Here is a 16282-nt window from a genome sequence, read left to right as displayed (position 1 = left end):
ATGACGTGATGAGGAGGGTGAGGGGGATGAGGGGGCGTTGAGGAGAACGAGATACGGGCGGGGACCGCACGGGGCTCAGCGCAGGGTCGCGCCGCCGTCGACGTACAGCTCCTGCAAGGTGATGTGCCGGGCGCGGTCGGAGGCGAGGAAGACCACGGCCTCGGCGATGTCCCGGGGCTCGGCGATCCGGCCCAGCGGGATGCCCGTGCGGTACGCGGCGGGGTCGCCGTCGATCACGCGGCGCTCGCCGCGCCCCTCGGGGTCGTCCGCCCACATGCCGCGCTGCATCGGGGTGTCGGTGGAGCCGGGCGCGACGACGTTGCAGCGTACGCCGCTGCGGGCGACCTCCAGGCCGAGGCACTTGGTGAACATGGTGGCCGCGGCCTTGGACGCGGCGTACGCGGCCATCCCGGAGCGCGGGATCCCGGCCGCGTTGGAGCCGACGGTCACCACGCAGCCGGATCCGCGCGCGGCCATGCGCCCGGCGACGGCGCGCGAGGTGTGGAAGACGCCGGTGGTGTTCACGGCGAAGGTGTCGGCCCAGTCCTGGTCGGCGAGTTCGGTGGCGGGGCCGGTGCGCAGGATGCCCGCGACGTTCACGAGGATGTCGAGCGGGCCCAGTTCGGCCTCGACGCGGTCCACGGTGCGGGTGACGGCGTCGGCGTCGGTGACGTCGAGGACGTACGGGGTGACGGCGCCGGGCCCGTCCGCGGCACGGGCCCTCCACTCGGTGGCGAGGGCCTCGATGCCGTGCGGCTCGCGGTCGGTCGCCGCGACGTGCGCGCCGGCGGCGGCGAGGGAGAGGGCGACCGAGGCACCGATGCCTTGTCCGGCCCCGGTCACCAGGGCCGTGCGGCCCGCGAACTCGCCGGTGCCGTCGGGTATGTGCTCGGGCATGACCCGTCCTTTCCCCTTCATTTAATTAGGTGAGCCTAACCTATGTGACGCGGGATAGCTTAGGCTAACCTCACCTCATGCTCACGCCGCCCACGGGAACGCCGGTCCAGGACCCCCAACAGCCCCCGGACCAGGCTCGGGACCAGGCCCCGGACCAGGCTCGGGGTCAGGTTCCGGACCAGGCTCGGGGTCAGGTTCCGGACCAGGCTCGGGGTCAGGTTCCGGACCAGGCTCGGGGTCAGGTTCCGGATCAGACTCAGGGCCATCCCGTGGAACCCCCTCCCGAGGCCGCGCGCGCGTCCCGTACCGTCACGCCGACCGTCATCGCCCTCGCCGCGGCGCTGTTCGCGCTGACCGCGCTCTCGCTCACCGTCGGCGCCGGGGAGGTCGGCCCGGGCCGCGTGCTCGACTACCTCCTCGACCGGGACGGGGCCCGCGCGAACGCCCGCCTCTCGCTCGTCGTCGGAGACCTCCGGCTGCCCCGGACGCTCACCGCGCTGCTCGTCGGCTCCGCGCTCGGCGTCGCGGGCTGCCTGCTCCAGGCCGTCACCCGCAACCCGCTCGCCGAGACCGGGCTGCTCGGCGTCAACGCGGGCGCCTCGCTCGGCGTCGTCGCCGGGATCGCGCTCTTCGGCTTCGATTCCGGATACGCGTATCTGGTGTGCGCGTTCACCGGCGCCGTCGTCGCCAGCGGCCTCGTGCTGCTGATCGCCGGCCGGCGCGGCGGCGGCTCGCCCATGCGGCTCGTCCTCGCGGGCGCCGCGCTCGGCGCGACCTTCGGCGGCCTCACCAATGTGCTCGTCGTCAACTCCGCGGAGACCTACGACACGTTCCGCTTCTGGGTCCTCGGCTCGCTCGCCGGCGTCGAGGGCACCGGCGAACTCACCCGGCTCGCACCGGTCCTCGCGCTCGGATTCCTCCTCGCGCTCCTCGTCACCCGCCCGCTCTCCGCGCTCGCGCTCGGCGACGACCTCGCGCGCGGCCTCGGCCACCGGCCCGGCCTGATCCGCACCGCCGTCGCCGTCGCCGTCACCCTCCTCACGGCCGCCGCCGTCGCACTCGCCGGACCGATCTCCTTCCTCGGCCTCCTCGCCGGGTTCCTCGCCCGCGCGCTCGCCGGGACGCGCCTCGCCGCGCGACTGCTGCTGGCCGGTCTCATCGGCGCGTCCGTCCTCGTCGCCGCCGACGTGGCCGCGCGGGTCGTCTCCCGCCCGTACGAGGCCCCGGTCTCCGTCATCGTCGCCCTGATCGGCGCCCCCGTACTGATCGCGATCGTACGGTCGAAGCACCTCGCCTCCCTGGGCATGACGGACCCGGCGGCGGAGGAGGGGCCCTCGGGTGCGCGCCGGAGCGGCGACCGGGGCGGCGACCGGGGCGGCGACCGGGGTGGACGCGCCGCCCGAGGGGCGCGCGGCGCGCGAGCGGCGCGCGGCGCGCGACTCGCGTGGGCCGCGCGGGTGCGTGGTGAAGTGGCGGTGCGCGGCGAAGTGGCGGTGCGGCGGGGCCCGTTCTCGCTCCTCCTGCCCTACCGGCCCGCGTTCGCCGTCCTCGGCCTGCTGCTCGTCGTCGGGTGCGCCGTGACGCTCTCCGCGTACGCCGGGCAGAGCGACATGGGCCTCGCCCGCACCTTCCGGGCCGTGTTCGGGTACGGGGACCACTTCGACGTGCTGCTCGTGCAGAAGTTCCGGCTCGGGCGGATCGTCGCCGGGCTCGCCGCGGGCGCCGCGCTCGGGCTCGCCGGGTGCCTGACGCAGACCCTCGCCCGCAACCGCCTCGCCACCCCCGAACTCCTCGGCGTCAACGACGGCGCCACCGCCGCGGTCCTCGTCTCCGTCTCGCTCTCCGCGAGCGGCACGTTCGGCGCCTGGTGGGCGGGGCCGGTCGGGGCGCTCGTCGCCGTCCTCGTCGTCACCGCCGTCTCCGGCGGGCTCGGGCAGCGCGGCTACCGCGTGCTCGTCGTCGGGCTGGCCATGTCCGCGCTCGCCTCCGCCGTCACCCAGGTCGTGCTCGCCCGCCGCTCCCTCAACTCCGCCAGTTCGCTGTACGTATGGACCTCCGGCAGCCTCAACGGGCGCGGCTACTCCGTCGCCGTCCCCGTGCTCATCGGCCTCGCCGTCCTGGTGCCGCTCGCGCTCGCCGTCGGCCGCGGTCTCCGCGTGCTGCGCTTCGACGACGCGACCGCCGCCTCCCTCGGCTCCCGCCCGGCCCGCACCCGGCTGCTGTGCCTGCTGCTCGCCGTCGCCCTCGCCGGGCTCGCCGTCGGGGTCTGCGGCCCCGTCGGCTTCGTCGCGCTCGCCTCGCCCGTGATCGCCTCCCGCCTCTCCGGGCCGCTGCGCGTCCCGCTGCTCGGCTCGATGCTGACGGGCGCCGCGCTGGTCGTCCTCGCGGACACGCTCGGCCGGATCGTGTTCGACGGCACGGAGCTGCCGGTCGGCGTCGTCTCGGCGGTGCTGGGCGGGCCGTTCCTGCTGTGGGTGCTGCTCGGGCGGTCGGCGGCGACCCGCGTATGACCGCGCGTACGAGAACGAAAGGCCCGACCACCATGCCGAACGCCCCCACCGCTCCTGCCGCTCTCGCCGCTCTCGCCGCTCTCCGCGAGGCCGTACGTGCCGGAGTCCCCGGCGCCGAACGGGACTTCTGGCTCCGCGTCGAGGCCACGGGCACCCCGCTCGTCGCCCCCGACCCCCGGGGCGACCCGGCGTACCGCGAGGTGACGTTCCTGTGGCGGGGCGAGGCCGCGGCCGTCGTCACCCTCCTCCACACCGTCACCGACAAGGACCGGCACGCGGGCGACCTCACGCCGCACGCCATGGAACGGATCCCCGGTACCGAGGTCTGGGTCCTCGCCTACCGGCTGCGCGCCGACCACCGCGCCTCGTACCAGTTCGCCGTGTGCGCGGACGGCGTGCCCGGCACGCACCGCGAGGCGTGGCTGCGCGTCCTCGACGAGGCGCTCCCCGACCCGTTCGGCCCGCGCCCCGTCCTCGCCGCCCGCGACGGCCGCAACCCCGCGTCCGTACTGGCGCTGGAGGACGCGCCGCCGCAGCCGTACGTGGCGCGGCGGCCCGGCGTACGGCGCGGGCGCACCGTCCGCCACGAGATCGACGGGCGCGGCGTCACGGCCCACGTCCCGCCCGTACCGGGCCCGTACGCGGTCGCGGTGCTGCTCGACGGCGAGATGTGGGGCCCGGTGCTGGGCGTCGGCGACACGCTGGACAACCTCCACGCGGACGGCGCGCTGCCGCCGACGCTCGCGCTGCTCGTCGACACGATGGCTTCGCGGCACGAGGACCTCAGTTGCAGCGCGGAGTTCACGGACTGGCTCGCGGACGCGGTGCTGCCGTGGGCGGCCCGCACGTACGGTTCCGGGCCGGGGCCCTCCCGCACCCTGATCGCCGGCCAGAGCGCGGGCGGGCTCACCGCGGCGTACGCGGCGCACCGCCGCCCCGACGCGTTCGGGCTCGCGCTCTGCCAGTCCGGCTCGTTCTGGTGGCCGGACGAGGACCCCGAGTGGCTCACGCGCCAGTACGGGACGGCTCCGCGCCGTCCGGTCCGCTTCTACCTTGAGGTCGGGCACCAGGAGTGGATGCTCCTGGAGGAGAACCGTCGCCTGCGCGACGTGCTGCGGGCTCGGGGCTACGAGGTCGCGTACGCGGAATTCAACGGCGGCCACGACTACGCCTGCTGGCGAGGCGGCCTCGCCACCGGCCTCACCACCTTGCTGGCCCCGCCGGCGCGGTAGGCCCAGCGGCCCCACAGGGGGCCCGAGACGTCGGGGCTTGCCCCATAAGGGGCGCGGGCCTGTGTTTGTCTTGCGGCTCCGCCGCGTGGGCGCGACCGGCCACGGCGCAGCCGCAGCCTGCAAAGCACGGCACGGGGCAGCCCGTACCCAGCCCTCATGTCCGGCCCGCCCGGCGAAGGGGGCTGCGCTTGCCAGCCCTGCTCCCCCAAGCTCTTCGAGCAGGGGGCGCCCCCACGCACAGACCTCCCAAGCGCAGCGGGAGGGGGGAGCAAGGGGCCTGCCCCTTGCCGGGGTGCCAGGCCTCCCGGGCGCAGCGCAGCGCAGCACGGCGCGGGGGTGTTAGGCCGGGGACTCTTGTGGGGTTGCGGGGGTTGTCGTGGGGAGGCGGGTGGCGGGGAAGGCGCTCAGGGCGAGGAGCGCCGCCGTCGTCGCGATCGCCGCTCGGAACGAGGACGCGTGGGCGACGGCGGCGCACAGGGCGATACCGAGCGCACCGCCGACGGTGCGGACGATCTGGAAGAGCCCCATCGCATGGCCCGTATCGGCGGGACTCACGCCCTCGAAGCCCGCGATCTGGATCGTGAGGACCGCCGTCCCGAGGACGAGTCCGATCGCGAACATCAGCGCCCGTACGGCCCAGACGTTCTCCGCGACGCCGGGGAGGGCCAGGGCCGCGAAGACCGCGGCGGCCAGCGCCAGCGCGGGGACCGTGAGGAGGCGCGGGCCCAGCCGCGGGAGGAGGCGGTCGACGGCCTGCGAGGCCAGCATGAGGCCCAGCGCCTCGGGAAAGACGCTCAGCCCCGCGTCCAGCGCCGACGCGCCCAGCGCGGCCTGGTACAGCAGCGGGAAGACGAACAGCACGCCCATCAGCCCGGCGCCGGTCAGCGCGGCCAGCACCGTCGCGGCGCCGTAGACCCGGTCCGACAGCAGGCCGAGTCTCAACAGGGGTGCGGGCGCCCGGAGTTGGTGGGCCACCGCCGCCATCAGCAGCGCGGCGCCCAGCACCGTGGCCACCGCGACCGGCGGGTCCGCCCAGCCGCGCGTCGGCCCGAAGCCCAGCGCGTACGTCAGCAGCCCCAGCGCGGGGGTGACCAGCCAGAATCCCGTACGGTCGAACGCTGCGTCCGTGCCCTCCACATGCTCGCGCAGCCCGGCCGCGCCGAGCGCGACCGCCGCCGCGCCGACCGGGACGTTCACGAAGAACAGCCAGTGCCAGGAGAGATGCGCGGTCAGGAAGCCGCCGAGCGGCGGCCCCAGCGCGGGCATCAGCGCGGTCGGCACGATCAGCACCTTCGACAGCTTCACCCGTTCGTGCGGCGGGAACGCGCGGAACAACAGCGTCATCCCGACCGGCGTCAACAGCCCGCCCGCCAGGCCCTGGACGCCGCGCGCGACGACGAGCGAGGGCAGGTCCCACGCCAGCCCGCAGGCCGCGCTCGCGGCGGTGAAGACCGCGAGGGCGCCGAGGAAGACGCGCTTCGTGCCGTACCGGTCGCCGAGCCGGCCCGCCACCGGCAGGGTCAGCGCGAGCGCGACGAGGAACGCCGTCTCCACGGTGTTCGCCGCCGACACCGGCTGCCCGAAGTCCCGCGCGATGGTGAAGAGGGCCGGGTTGACGATCGTCGAGTCCAGGCCGTTCATGCACATCGCGGCCGTGTAGACGAGGACCACGCAGGTACGGGGCCCCGGCAGAATTCTGCTCACCGGCCGATCCAGGCCCGGCCGATCCAGTCCAGCGCCTCCTGGCGGGCGCACGGGCCGTGCGCGGCCGTCCAGCCCTCGGGGACCTCGGCGAACTCGGGCCACAGCGAGTGCTCGCCGCTCTCGTTGACGAGGACGAGGAACGTCGCCGCGTCGTCGTCCGTGTCGAAGGGGTTCGTGGGTGCGTCGCTCATGGCGGGTGCCTCAGTGCTCCAGGGCCAGGGCCGTCAGGCGGTCGGCGACCACGCGGGCGATGTGCGTGATCGGTTCGGGCAGGGTCATGTCCTTGTGCGAGCAGGCGACGTCGGTGTTGTCGATGCGCCCGCGCACGTACGGGGTCCAGGTGTCCGGGGTGAGCGCCTCGTCGATCGTGTCGACCGTGGCGCGGAAGAAGAGCACGTCGCCGTCGAGGGGCCGGTGGTCGTAGTTCCGTACCAGACGGTTGGTGTTGAGATAGATCGCACCCAGAGCTTCGATCGTGGACGGCGGGAGGGATGCGAGGGGGCTGCCCTCGCGGCGCAGCACCTCCACCACGCCCTCGGGCGTGACCGGCGCGCCCTCCAGCGCGTCGGGCCCGTAACCGCCCATCGCCAGCAGCGACTCCAGTGCCTCGGTCTCGTCCGCCTCGGGCAGCTCGCGGAAGCCCTCGGCCGGGTAGGCGTCGAGGACGGCGAGCAGCTCGACCTCCTCGCCGCGCTCCTGGAGCACCGCCGCCATCGCGTGCGCGATGATGCCGCCGGTCGACCAGCCGAGCAGCCGGTACGGGCGTCCCGCGGGCTGCACCTCGCGGGCGCGGTCGGCGTAGTGCGCGGCCAGCTCCTCCAGGGAGGCGGGGAGCGGCTCGTGCGCGGTGGCGGCGCCGACGCCCCGGGCCTGGAGGCCGTAGATCGGCACGTCCGGCGGCAGGTTGCGGATGAGGCCCGCGTAGCACCAGCTCAGGCCGCCGGCCGGGTGGACGCAGAAGAGCGGGGCGCGCGCGTCGTCGCCGCCCCCGGACGCGGGGCGGAGCGGGAGCAGCACGTCGAGCGGGTCGTCGGACCCCGCTCCGCCGTCCGCGTCCAGCGCCGCGTCGAGCGCGGCGGGCGTGGGGTGCTGGAAGACGGTGCCGATGGAGACGCGGGTGCCGAACGCGGCCTCGATCCGGCTCGCGAGCCGCACCGCGAGCAGCGAATGGCCGCCCAGCGAGAAGAAGTTGTCGTCCACGCCGGCCCGGGGAAGCCCCAGCACCTCGGCGAAGACGGCGCAGAGCTGCTCCTCGCGCGGGGTGCGCGGCGGACGCCCCCCGGTCCCGGCGGCGGGCACCCCGGGCGCGGGCAGCGCCTCGCGGTCCAGCTTGCCGTTGCCGGTGAGCGGCAGCGCGTCGAGCGTCACGACGGCGGACGGCACCATGTGCGCGGGGAGCGCCGCCGCGGCATGCTCCCGTAGCAGATCATCGGCGAGCGGACCGTCCGTCGGCGGACCGTCCGCGGACGGAACGTCCGTCGGCGGACCGTCCGCAGACGAGGTGCCCGCCGACGACGTACCCGCCGGGACCACGTACCCCACCAGCCGCCGGTCGCCCGGTACGTCCTCCCGTACCGTCACCGCCGCGTCCGCGACAGCGGGATGCGCGGCCAGGACGGCCTCGATCTCGCCGAGTTCGATGCGGAAGCCGCGCAGCTTCACCTGCTGGTCGGCGCGGCCGGAGTATTCGAGCGTGCCGTCGGCACGGCGCCGGGCCAGGTCCCCGGAGCGGTACATCCGGGCGCCGCTCTCGCCGAAGAGGTGCGCGTACGGGTCGGCGACGAAGCGTGTCGCCGTCAGCGACGGCCGCCCCAGATAGCCGCGGGCCACGCCCCGCCCCGCGACGTACATCTCGCCCGTCACGCCGGGCGGTACGGGCCGCAGGCGCGCGTCCAGGACGTAGACGCGCAGGTCGGGGATGTTGACGCCGATCGTGCTCGATGTCGCGCCCGCCGCCGTGGCCCGGTCCAGCGCGAGATAGGAGACGTGCACGGTGGTCTCGGTGATCCCGTACATGTTGACGAGCGTCGGCGCGTCCTCCGCGTGCCGCGCGTACCAGTCGTCCAGCCGCGCCAGCTCCAGGGCCTCGCCGCCGAAGACGACGTAGCGCAGGGCGAGCCGGGCGCCCAGCTCCGGGTTTTCGCGGTCGGCGGCGGCCAGTTGGTGGAAGGCGGACGGCGTCTGGTTGAGGACGGTCACGCCCTCGTCCACCAGCAGCCGCAGGAACGCGCGCGGGTCGCGGCTGGTCAGGTGCGGGACGACCACGACGCGACCGCCGTACAGCAGCGCGCCCCACAGCTCCCACACGGAGAAGTCGAAGGCGTAGGAGTGGAAGAGCGTCCACACGTCGTCGGGGCCGAAGCCGAACCAGTGGTCCGTGGCGGACAGCAGCCGCGTCGCGTTGTCGTGCGTGACGACGACGCCCTTGGGGCGGCCGGTCGAGCCGGAGGTGTAGATGACGTACGCGGCGTCGTGCGGCGTCAGCGGCCGGGTGCGGTCGTCGTCGGTGAGCGGCCCGCCGCCGTGCGCCTCGGCCGTCTCGGCCGCCCCGTCCTCGCCGCCGTCCACGGTGATCACCGGCAGGTCGTGGTCCGGAAGTTCCGGCGCCGTCGCGGCGTCCGTCACGACGGCGGCGGGGCGGGCGTCCTCCAGCATGTACGCGAGCCGGTCGGCCGGATAGCCGGGGTCCAGCGGCAGATACGCGGCGCCCGACAGCGCCACCGCGAGCAGCCCCGTCACCAGCTCCGTCGAACGCGGCAGCGCCAGCGCCACCACCGAGCCGGGCCCGATGCCGCGCGCGGCCAGCAGCCGGGCGAGCCGCTGGGCGCGCGCGGACAGCTCCGCGTACGTCAGCGAGGCGTCCCCGCAGGTGACGGCCGTACGCGACGGGTGCGCGGCGGCGGCCCGTTCGTACACCTCGGCGAGCGTGACGGGCGCGGCGGGCGGCGGCGCGGGACGGGTGTTCCACTCGACGACCGCGCGGTGCCGCTCCTCGGCGCTCAGCAGCGGCAGCAGCCCGAGCGGGGTGTCCGGCTCCCGGGCGGCGGCGGTGAGCAGCCGCGCGAGCCGGTCGGAGAGCGCCTGCGCGGTCGTACGGTCGAACAGGTCGGTGCGGTACTCCAGGAAGCCGGAGATCCCGCCGCCCGGCCGTTCGCCCGCGTTCAGCGTGAGGTCGAACTTCGCCGTCCCGGACGGCACGGCGCGCATCGCCGCCGTCAGCTCGGGCCCCAGCGCGAACTCCCCGTCCGGCACCGACTGCCAGGCCAGCATCGTCTGGAAGAGCGGGTGCCGGGAGAGCGAGCGGGGCGGGTTGAGGTGCTCCACGAGGTGGTCGAAGGGCAGCGTGTCGTGCTCGTACGCGCCGAGCGTCGTGGCGCGGACGCGCGCGAGGAGCGTACGGAAGTCCGGGTCGCCGGAGGTGTCCGCGCGCAGCACGACGGTGTTGGTGAAGAAGCCGACGAGCCCGGCCGTGGCGTCGTCGTCCCGGCCCGCGACGGGTGTGCCGAGGGGGATGTCCGTGCCGCAGCCGTGCCGCGTCAGCAGCGCCGCGAGCCCGGCCTGCACGGTCATGAACACGCTGGCCCCGCTCGCCCGGGCCAGCCTCCGCAGCGCGGCGTGCGTCGCGGCGTCGAGCGCGAACGGCACGGTGCCGCCGTCCGTGGACGCGACGGCCGGACGCGGCCGGTCGGCGGGCAGTTCGAGCTGGTCCGGCAGCCCGGCGAGGGCCTGCTTCCAGTACGTGAGCTGCTCCTTGGCGAACGGCGTCGGTGCCTCCGGCGCCCCGAGCGCCCGCCGCTGCCGGTCGGCGACGTCCGCGTACTGGGCGGGGAGCGGTGCCCACCCGGGCGCCGTGCCCCGGACGCGCGCGGTGTAGGCGGTCGCGAGGTCGCGGGCGAGCGGCGTCATCGACGCGCCGTCCCCCGCGATGTGGTGCAGCAGGAGAAGGAGCGTGTGCCGTTCCGCGCGCTCCTCGAACACCGTGGCCCGGAGCGGGAGTTCGGACGCGAGGTCGAAGCCGTGCCGTACGGCGTCCGCGAGCCGCTCCTCCGGCGCCGCGAACCGGGGCTCCACGCGCGCCCGTTCGCCCCCGGCCGGCAGCACGAGCTGGCAGCCGCCGTCGTCGTCCGGGTAGAGGGTGCGCAGGGGCTCGTGGCGGGCGACGAGGTCGGTGAGGGCCGCGCTCAGGGCCGCCCGGTCCAGGGGGCCGTCGAGGGTGAGGACGAGCGGGATGTTGTACGTGGCGCTCGGGCCTTCGAGGCGCTGGAGGAACCAGAGGCGCTGCTGCGCGGGGGACAGGGGCAGTTCGGTCGGGCCGTCCGCCGCGCGCGGAAGCACGCGCAGCTCCTCCGGTACGTCCGCTCCTTCCCGCGTCGCGCGCACCCGGGCCGCGAGCGCGGCCGGTGTCGGGTGCCGGAAGACGTCCGCGAGGCCGATGCGCGCGCCCAGGTCCTCGCGCAGGCGGGCCGCGAGGCGTCCGGCGAGCAGCGAGTGCCCGCCCAGTTCGAAGAACCCGGCGCCGGGCGCGGGCGGCACGTCCATGCCGAGGACGTCGGCGAAGACCCCGCACACCAGCTCCGTGAACGGGTCCTGAGAGGCGCCGGCTTCCTCTCCTCCCTCGGCCGAGGGCTCCGGCAGCGCCCGTTGGTCGAGCTTGCCGTTGGCGGTGACCGGCAGGGAGTCCAGGACGGTGACGGTGCTCGGCACCATGTGGGCGGGGAGCGTACGGGAGAGGTGGTCCACCAGCTCCGCGGGGCCCGGGGGCGTGTTCTCCGCGTCCGGCACGGCGTACGCCAGCAGCCGTTTCCCGTGTGGGCCCTCACGCGTGACGACGGCGGCGTGCGCGACGCGGGGGTGGGCGGCGAGCCGCGTCCGGATCTCGCCCGGCTCGATGCGGAAGCCGCGGATCTTGACCTGGTCGTCGGTGCGCCCGAGGAAGGCGAGGGGGCCGTCGGCGGCGCGGCGTACGAGGTCGCCCGTGCGGTACATCCGGTCGCCGGGCGCCCCGAACGGGTCGGCGACGAACCGCTCGGCGGTCAGGTCCGGGCGCCCCGGATAGCCGCGCGCGAGGCACGCCCCGGCGAGGTACAGCTCGCCCGTCCCGCCCTCCGGCACCGGGCGGAGGCCGGCGTCCAGGACGTACACCCGCGAGCCCCGCACAGGACGGCCCACCACCCCTGAGGCGCCCGGCACCCGGTAGTACGCGTCGACCGTGGCCTCCGTCGGCCCGTACAGGTCGATGACGTGCAGCCCCTCGTCCACCGTCAGCCGCTCCCACAGCGACCCTGAGACGGCCTCGCCGCCGACGACGAGGACGGCGGGGCGGTGCCGCCCGGGCGCGAGCAGCCCCTCCGCGAGCAGCGCCTCGGCGTACGAGGGCGTGACGTCGAGGTAGTCCACGCGGTGCGCCTCGACGTACGCGGCGAGCGCGGCCGGGTCCCGGTACGTCGCGTCGTCCAGCAGGTGCAGTTCGTGCCCGTGGACCATCCACAGCAGCGGGTCCCAGGACGCGTCGAACGCGAACGACGCGCTGTGCGCGACCCGCAGCCGGTCGCGTCCGGTACGGGCGACGGCGGGCGCGATGTGGTCCTCGGCGTGCCCGTCGCGGAGGTTGGCGAGCGAGGCGTGCGTGACGAGCACGCCCTTGGGGCGGCCGGTCGAGCCGGAGGTGTGGATGAGGTACGCGGGGTCGTCGAGCGAGGGCCCGTCCCACGCCAGGCCGTCCGCCGGTCCGGCCCCCGGCTCGTCCAGCGCCAGCGTCACCGCGTTCCCCGCATCCAGCGCGTCCAGCGTCGCCCGCGTGCCCACGACGCACACCGGCGCCGCGTCCTCCAGCACGGCCCGCGTCCGTTCCTCCGGGTGCCCGAGGTCGAGGGGCTGGCAGACGGCGCCCGCGCGCAGCACGGCGAAGAGCGCGGTGACCATGTGCGTGCCGCGCGGCAGCGCGAGCGCCACCGCGCGCCCGCGCCCGAGCCCGTGCTCGCCCCCGTGCTCGCCCCCGGCATCGAGCGCGTGCAGCCGCCGCGCCAACGCGTCGGCGGCGGCGTCGAGTTCGGCGAACGTCAGGGTGCCGTCGGCGGCCCGAACGGCCACGGCGTCCGGCGTACGCGCGGCCTGCGCGGCCAGCGAGGCGGGGACGGTGCGGGCGGCGGGCGGTTCGCTACGGCCGGTCGTCGCCGCCCGTACGCCCTCCGGCCCGAGCACGTCGAGGCGGCCGACGGGCGTGACCGGGCTGTCGAGCAGCAGCCCGGCGAGGCCGTCGAGGTAGGTGAGCAGGCCGCGTTCGTGCCGGGCGAGCGCGTCCTCGTCGTAGCGTCCGGCGCGGGCGTCGAGGGTGACGCGCAGCCCGCCGCCTGGGCCGGGCGCGAAGCCGAGCGACAGGTCCTCGACGGGCCCGGCGGCGAGGCTGTGCACGGTGCCGGTGAGCCCGGCGAGGCCGAGGTCGGTGCCGAACGGCTTGAGGTTGACCATCGGCCCGGTCAGCGGCGTGTCCGCCGAGGAGAGCGCGAGGTCGCGGCGCAGGTCGGCCTGCGGGTAGCGCTGGTGGCGGCGGACGGCACGCATCTCCAGCACGACGCGGCGCAGCAGTTCGGCGCCGGTGTCGCGGGGGCGTACGGCGAGGCGCAGCGGCAGGACGTTCACGGTCATCGCGGGCGTCCGCAGCGCGGCGGCTCCCCGCCGGTTCGTCAACGGCAGCCCCAGCACCACGTCCTCGGCGCCGGTCACCCGGTGCAGATACCCGGCGGTCGCCGCGAGCGCCAGTTCGGCCCAGGTCGCCCTGACGGCCTCGGCGGCCCGCGAGATCCGCTCGAACGCCTCGCCGTCCAGGTCGACGACGCGGTGCAGCAGCTCCTCACCGGCGGCGGCTTCGGCGGTGGCGAGGGTGGGCGGGGCCGTGTCCCCTCGGTCCGCCATCCGCTCGGCCCAGAACGCGCGGTCCGCGGCGTACTGTTCGCCCGCCAGATACGCCCGCTCGTCCTCGACCAGGTCGCCCAGCGGCGCGAAGGCGCACGGGGCCGGGTCCCGGCCCTCCGCGGACGCGGTGTAGTGCTCGGCGACACGTTCGCCGATGAGCCGCAGCGCGTAGGCGTCGACGGCGACGTGGTGGACGCGCTGGTACCACCACCAGCGGTCGTCGGCGAGCCGGAGGAGGGCCTGGGCCATCAGACCGTCGGACGTTGCGGATTCGGTGTCCATCCAGGCCGTCGCCTCGGCCTCGGGGTCGGCCGCGTCCCGTACGTCGAGGACGTGCGGGCTCCAGTCCTCGGGGAGCGGCTCGACGAACTGGGCGGCGTCGTCCGTCACCCGGAGACGGAGGGTCTCGGCCTCCTCGACGGTGCGGCGCAGCGCCGTGACGAACCGGCCGGCGTCGAGCGCGCCGCGTATCTCGACGCGGTCGGCGGTCTGGAACGCGGTGCTGCCGGGCGCGAGCTGCTGGGCGTAGTGGATTCCGGCCTGGGCGGTCAGCAGGGGCAGTGGACGGCGCGCGTGCATGAAGGTGACAACTCCCGTGAAGATCCCGAACCCAGGAAAAACTTAGGTTAGCCTAAGCTATCTTCTGTGGCGTGATGACCAACATCAAGACCGCCCTGCTCGACCGCGTCACCGCGCACAGCGCGGCGCTGCTCGACCTCAGCCACCGCATCCACGCCCACCCCGAGACCGCGTTCGGCGAGCACCGGGCGGCGCGCTGGTGCGCCGACCTGCTGGCCGCGCACGGCTTCGCGGTCACGGCCCCGGCGTACGGGCTGGAGACCGCGTTCGAGGCGACGGCGGGCGACGGCCCGTTCACCGTCGTCCTCGCCTGCGAGTACGACGCGCTGCCCGGCCTCGGCCACGCCTGCGGGCACAACCTGATCGCCGCCGCCGGGGTCGGCGCGGCGCTCGCGCTCGCCCCGCACGCCGCCGAACTCGGCCTGACCGTACGGGTGCTGGGCACGCCCGCCGAGGAGCGCGGCGCGGGGAAGGCGCTGCTGCTGGAGGCCGGGGCCTTCGAGGGCGCGGACGCGGCGATGATGGTGCACCCGTGCCCGTTCGACGTGGCCGACTTCCGTTCGTTCGCGCTCGGCACGCTCTCTGTCGAGTTCACCGGCAGGTCCGCGCACCCGAGCCTCGATCCGCACGAGGGCCGCAACGCCGCCGACGCGCTCACCGTCGCGCAGGTCGCGCTCGGCCTGCTGCGCCAGCAGCTCCCGCCGCAGTGGCGGGTGCACGGCGTGACCACACACGCGGGCGACGCGCCCAACGCGATCCCCGAACGCGCCACCGCCGAGTACGAGATACGCGCCCTGGCCGCCGAGGACCTGCGCGAGCTGCGCGAGCGCGTCTCGGCGTGCTTTCGCGCCGGTGCGCTGGCGACCGGTTGCGAGGTCGCCCTGACCCGGCCTGAGCCGGACTATCTCGACTTCCGGAGCGACCCCGCGCTCACCGCGCTGTGGGAGGCCAACGCCCGCGCGCTGGGCCGCCCGGCGCCGGAGCGCCGCGAGCCCTTCGCCTGTACGGACATGGGCAACGTCTCGCACGCCGTGCCCGCCATCCATCCCGTGCTCGACATCAGCGGCGGGGCGTGCGGCCCTCACGAGCCCGCGTTCGCGGAGGCCGCGCTCTCACCGGCCGCCGAACAGGCGCTGTTCGACGGCGCGGTGGGGATGGCATGGACGGCGGCCGACGCGGCCTCCGCGAGTGCGGGGCAACCGGACTTCGGGGCCGCGCCCCTCTGACCCGGCACAAGAGCCGGGGTTCGGGCTGCCCCGGGCTGTGCTTCGCGGGCTGCGAGTGCGTCGTGGTCGCTCGCGCGGTTCCCCGCGCCCCTTCGGGGCACGGTTGTGCGCGGTCACGCGGCGGAGCCGCATATCGGCACAGTCCCGCGCCCCTCCGGGGCGCAGGGACTAGGACTTCTTCGTGAGGGCCTTCGTGATGTCGTTCATCACGACCTCGCTCGCGAGCGGTCCGCCCCGGGTGGACCAGACCGAGCCGTCCACCGTCACGGCGTGCCCGGCCCTGACCGCCTTCAGGTCCTTGTAGGCGGGCTTGGCCTGCACGTCCTTGAGGGCCTTGTCGCCGTCGGAGGTCAGCGTCGAGAGGAAGAGCCAGTCGCCGTCGATCTCGTCGATCTTCTCCAGGCTGAGCGCGGGCGCGTGCGCGTTGCCGTCCTTGTCCTGGGACTTGGGGCGCTTGAGGCCCATCTCCAGGGCGATCCCGCTGGCGAACTGCTTCTTCTCCATCCAGCTCGGGCCGTCCGGGTTCCAGCGGACGATGGAGACCTCGGCACCCTTCTCCTTGCCGAGCTTCTTCCCGGCCTCCTTCGCGGCGGCCTCGTGGTCGGCGATGACCTTCTGGGCCTTGGGCAGCTTGTTGACGGCGTTGCCGACGCCCCGGAAGGAGAGCTTCCAGTCGTCGGTGGGCGCCATGGTGACGAGCGTGGCCGGAGTGATCTCGCGGAGCTGCTTGAGCATCTGCTCGTCCTGCATGTCCCCGGCGAGGATCAGGTCGGGCTTGGCCGCGATGACCTTGTCCATGACGGGCTGGAGGAGATTGCCGACGACCTTCGTGCCCTTGACCTTGTCGGCGAGGTAGGCCGGGGGCTTGTTCATGCCCTGCCCGTTGGTGATGCCGACGGGCTTGACGCCGAGCGCGAGCACCGCGTCCAGGTCCTCCTGGGTGAGGGTCACGATCCTCTTGGGGTGGGCCGGGACCTTCACGGCCTTGCCGGTCGCGTCCTTCACGGTCCGGGTGCCGCCCCCCTCGGCAGAGGTCTTCTCCTTGTCGTCCGACCCGGAGTCCGAGCCGGAGCCGCAGCCGGTCAGCAGCAGGGCCGCGGCCCCCAGCGTGGCGGCGGCCCGGAGGGCGGTACGGCGAAGGGTGCGTCTGGGCAGAGTCATTGAGGGCTCCGGGATCGGGGACAGCCAGCGTGGCTAAGGTTAGCCTTACCTTAGACGATCT

The 16282-nt window shown here is 75.1% G+C and carries 8 protein-coding genes; 3 read left to right on the top strand and 5 right to left on the bottom strand.

Going from position 1 to position 16282, the window contains the following annotated elements; translation table 11 throughout:
- Nucleotides 1-75: 75 nt before the first annotated feature.
- The gene (locus tag ABD343_RS23895; RefSeq protein ID WP_344531367.1) at nucleotides 76-897 is read right to left on the bottom strand and encodes a 2,3-dihydro-2,3-dihydroxybenzoate dehydrogenase; all 822 of its coding nucleotides are present in this window, start codon (nucleotides 895-897) and stop codon (nucleotides 76-78) included.
- A gap of 269 nt (nucleotides 898-1166) precedes the next feature.
- Here ABD343_RS23895 and fhuB point away from each other — a divergent pair, with 269 nt between their 5' ends.
- Entirely contained in the window at nucleotides 1167-3407 is a 2241-nt protein-coding gene (gene fhuB, locus ABD343_RS23890; protein WP_425578253.1) for a Fe(3+)-hydroxamate ABC transporter permease FhuB, read from the top strand.
- Between the two features lie 32 nt (nucleotides 3408-3439).
- The gene (fes, locus tag ABD343_RS23885) at nucleotides 3440-4639 is read left to right on the top strand and encodes an enterochelin esterase (protein WP_344531366.1); all 1200 of its coding nucleotides are present in this window, start codon (nucleotides 3440-3442) and stop codon (nucleotides 4637-4639) included.
- Between the two features lie 339 nt (nucleotides 4640-4978).
- On the opposite strand, the gene ABD343_RS23880 is transcribed toward fes, so the two are convergent.
- Genes ABD343_RS23880 through ABD343_RS23870 form a run of 3 tightly spaced genes read right to left on the bottom strand, consistent with a single transcriptional unit; the run spans nucleotide 4979 to nucleotide 13834 of the window.
- The gene (locus tag ABD343_RS23880) at nucleotides 4979-6286 is read right to left on the bottom strand and encodes a DHA2 family efflux MFS transporter permease subunit (RefSeq protein ID WP_425578288.1); all 1308 of its coding nucleotides are present in this window, start codon (nucleotides 6284-6286) and stop codon (nucleotides 4979-4981) included.
- Nucleotides 6287-6339: 53 nt separating this feature from the next.
- Nucleotides 6340-6534: an MbtH family protein gene (locus ABD343_RS23875; RefSeq protein ID WP_344531364.1), complete on the bottom strand. Its 195-nt coding sequence runs from the start codon at nucleotides 6532-6534 to the stop codon at nucleotides 6340-6342.
- Between the two features lie 10 nt (nucleotides 6535-6544).
- Nucleotides 6545-13834, bottom strand: coding sequence for an amino acid adenylation domain-containing protein (locus ABD343_RS23870; protein WP_344531363.1), 7290 nt, complete (start codon nucleotides 13832-13834; stop codon nucleotides 6545-6547).
- A 74-nt stretch (nucleotides 13835-13908) separates the two neighbouring features.
- Here ABD343_RS23870 and ABD343_RS23865 point away from each other — a divergent pair, with 74 nt between their 5' ends.
- Nucleotides 13909-15060, top strand: coding sequence for a M20 family metallopeptidase (locus tag ABD343_RS23865; protein ID WP_344532218.1), 1152 nt, complete (start codon nucleotides 13909-13911; stop codon nucleotides 15058-15060).
- A gap of 168 nt (nucleotides 15061-15228) precedes the next feature.
- On the opposite strand, the gene ABD343_RS23860 is transcribed toward ABD343_RS23865, so the two are convergent.
- Nucleotides 15229-16221: an ABC transporter substrate-binding protein gene (locus ABD343_RS23860; RefSeq protein WP_344531362.1), complete on the bottom strand. Its 993-nt coding sequence runs from the start codon at nucleotides 16219-16221 to the stop codon at nucleotides 15229-15231.
- Nucleotides 16222-16282: the final 61 nt, after the last annotated feature.

The sequence above is a fragment of the Streptomyces albiaxialis genome, from assembly GCF_039530985.1.
In the GTDB taxonomy this organism is placed as follows: Bacteria; Actinomycetota; Actinomycetes; order Streptomycetales; family Streptomycetaceae; genus Streptomyces; species Streptomyces albiaxialis.
Note: the sequence above shows the minus strand (reverse complement) of the source record. Positions and strands in the feature narration are given on the sequence as shown.

Excerpts from the sequence above, each read along its gene's own strand:
- ABD343_RS23880 (WP_425578288.1), bottom strand. The coding sequence starts at position 6,286 with ATGTGCATGAACGGCCTGGACTCGACGATCGTCAACCCGGCCCTCTTC.
- ABD343_RS23870 (WP_344531363.1), bottom strand. The coding sequence starts at position 13,834 with ATGCACGCGCGCCGTCCACTGCCCCTGCTGACCGCCCAGGCCGGAATC.
- ABD343_RS23865 (WP_344532218.1), top strand. The coding sequence starts at position 13,909 with ATGACCAACATCAAGACCGCCCTGCTCGACCGCGTCACCGCGCACAGC.
- ABD343_RS23860 (WP_344531362.1), bottom strand. The coding sequence starts at position 16,221 with ATGACTCTGCCCAGACGCACCCTTCGCCGTACCGCCCTCCGGGCCGCC.
- fes (WP_344531366.1), top strand. The coding sequence starts at position 3,440 with ATGCCGAACGCCCCCACCGCTCCTGCCGCTCTCGCCGCTCTCGCCGCT.
- ABD343_RS23875 (WP_344531364.1), bottom strand. The coding sequence starts at position 6,534 with ATGAGCGACGCACCCACGAACCCCTTCGACACGGACGACGACGCGGCG.
- ABD343_RS23895 (WP_344531367.1), bottom strand. The coding sequence starts at position 897 with ATGCCCGAGCACATACCCGACGGCACCGGCGAGTTCGCGGGCCGCACG.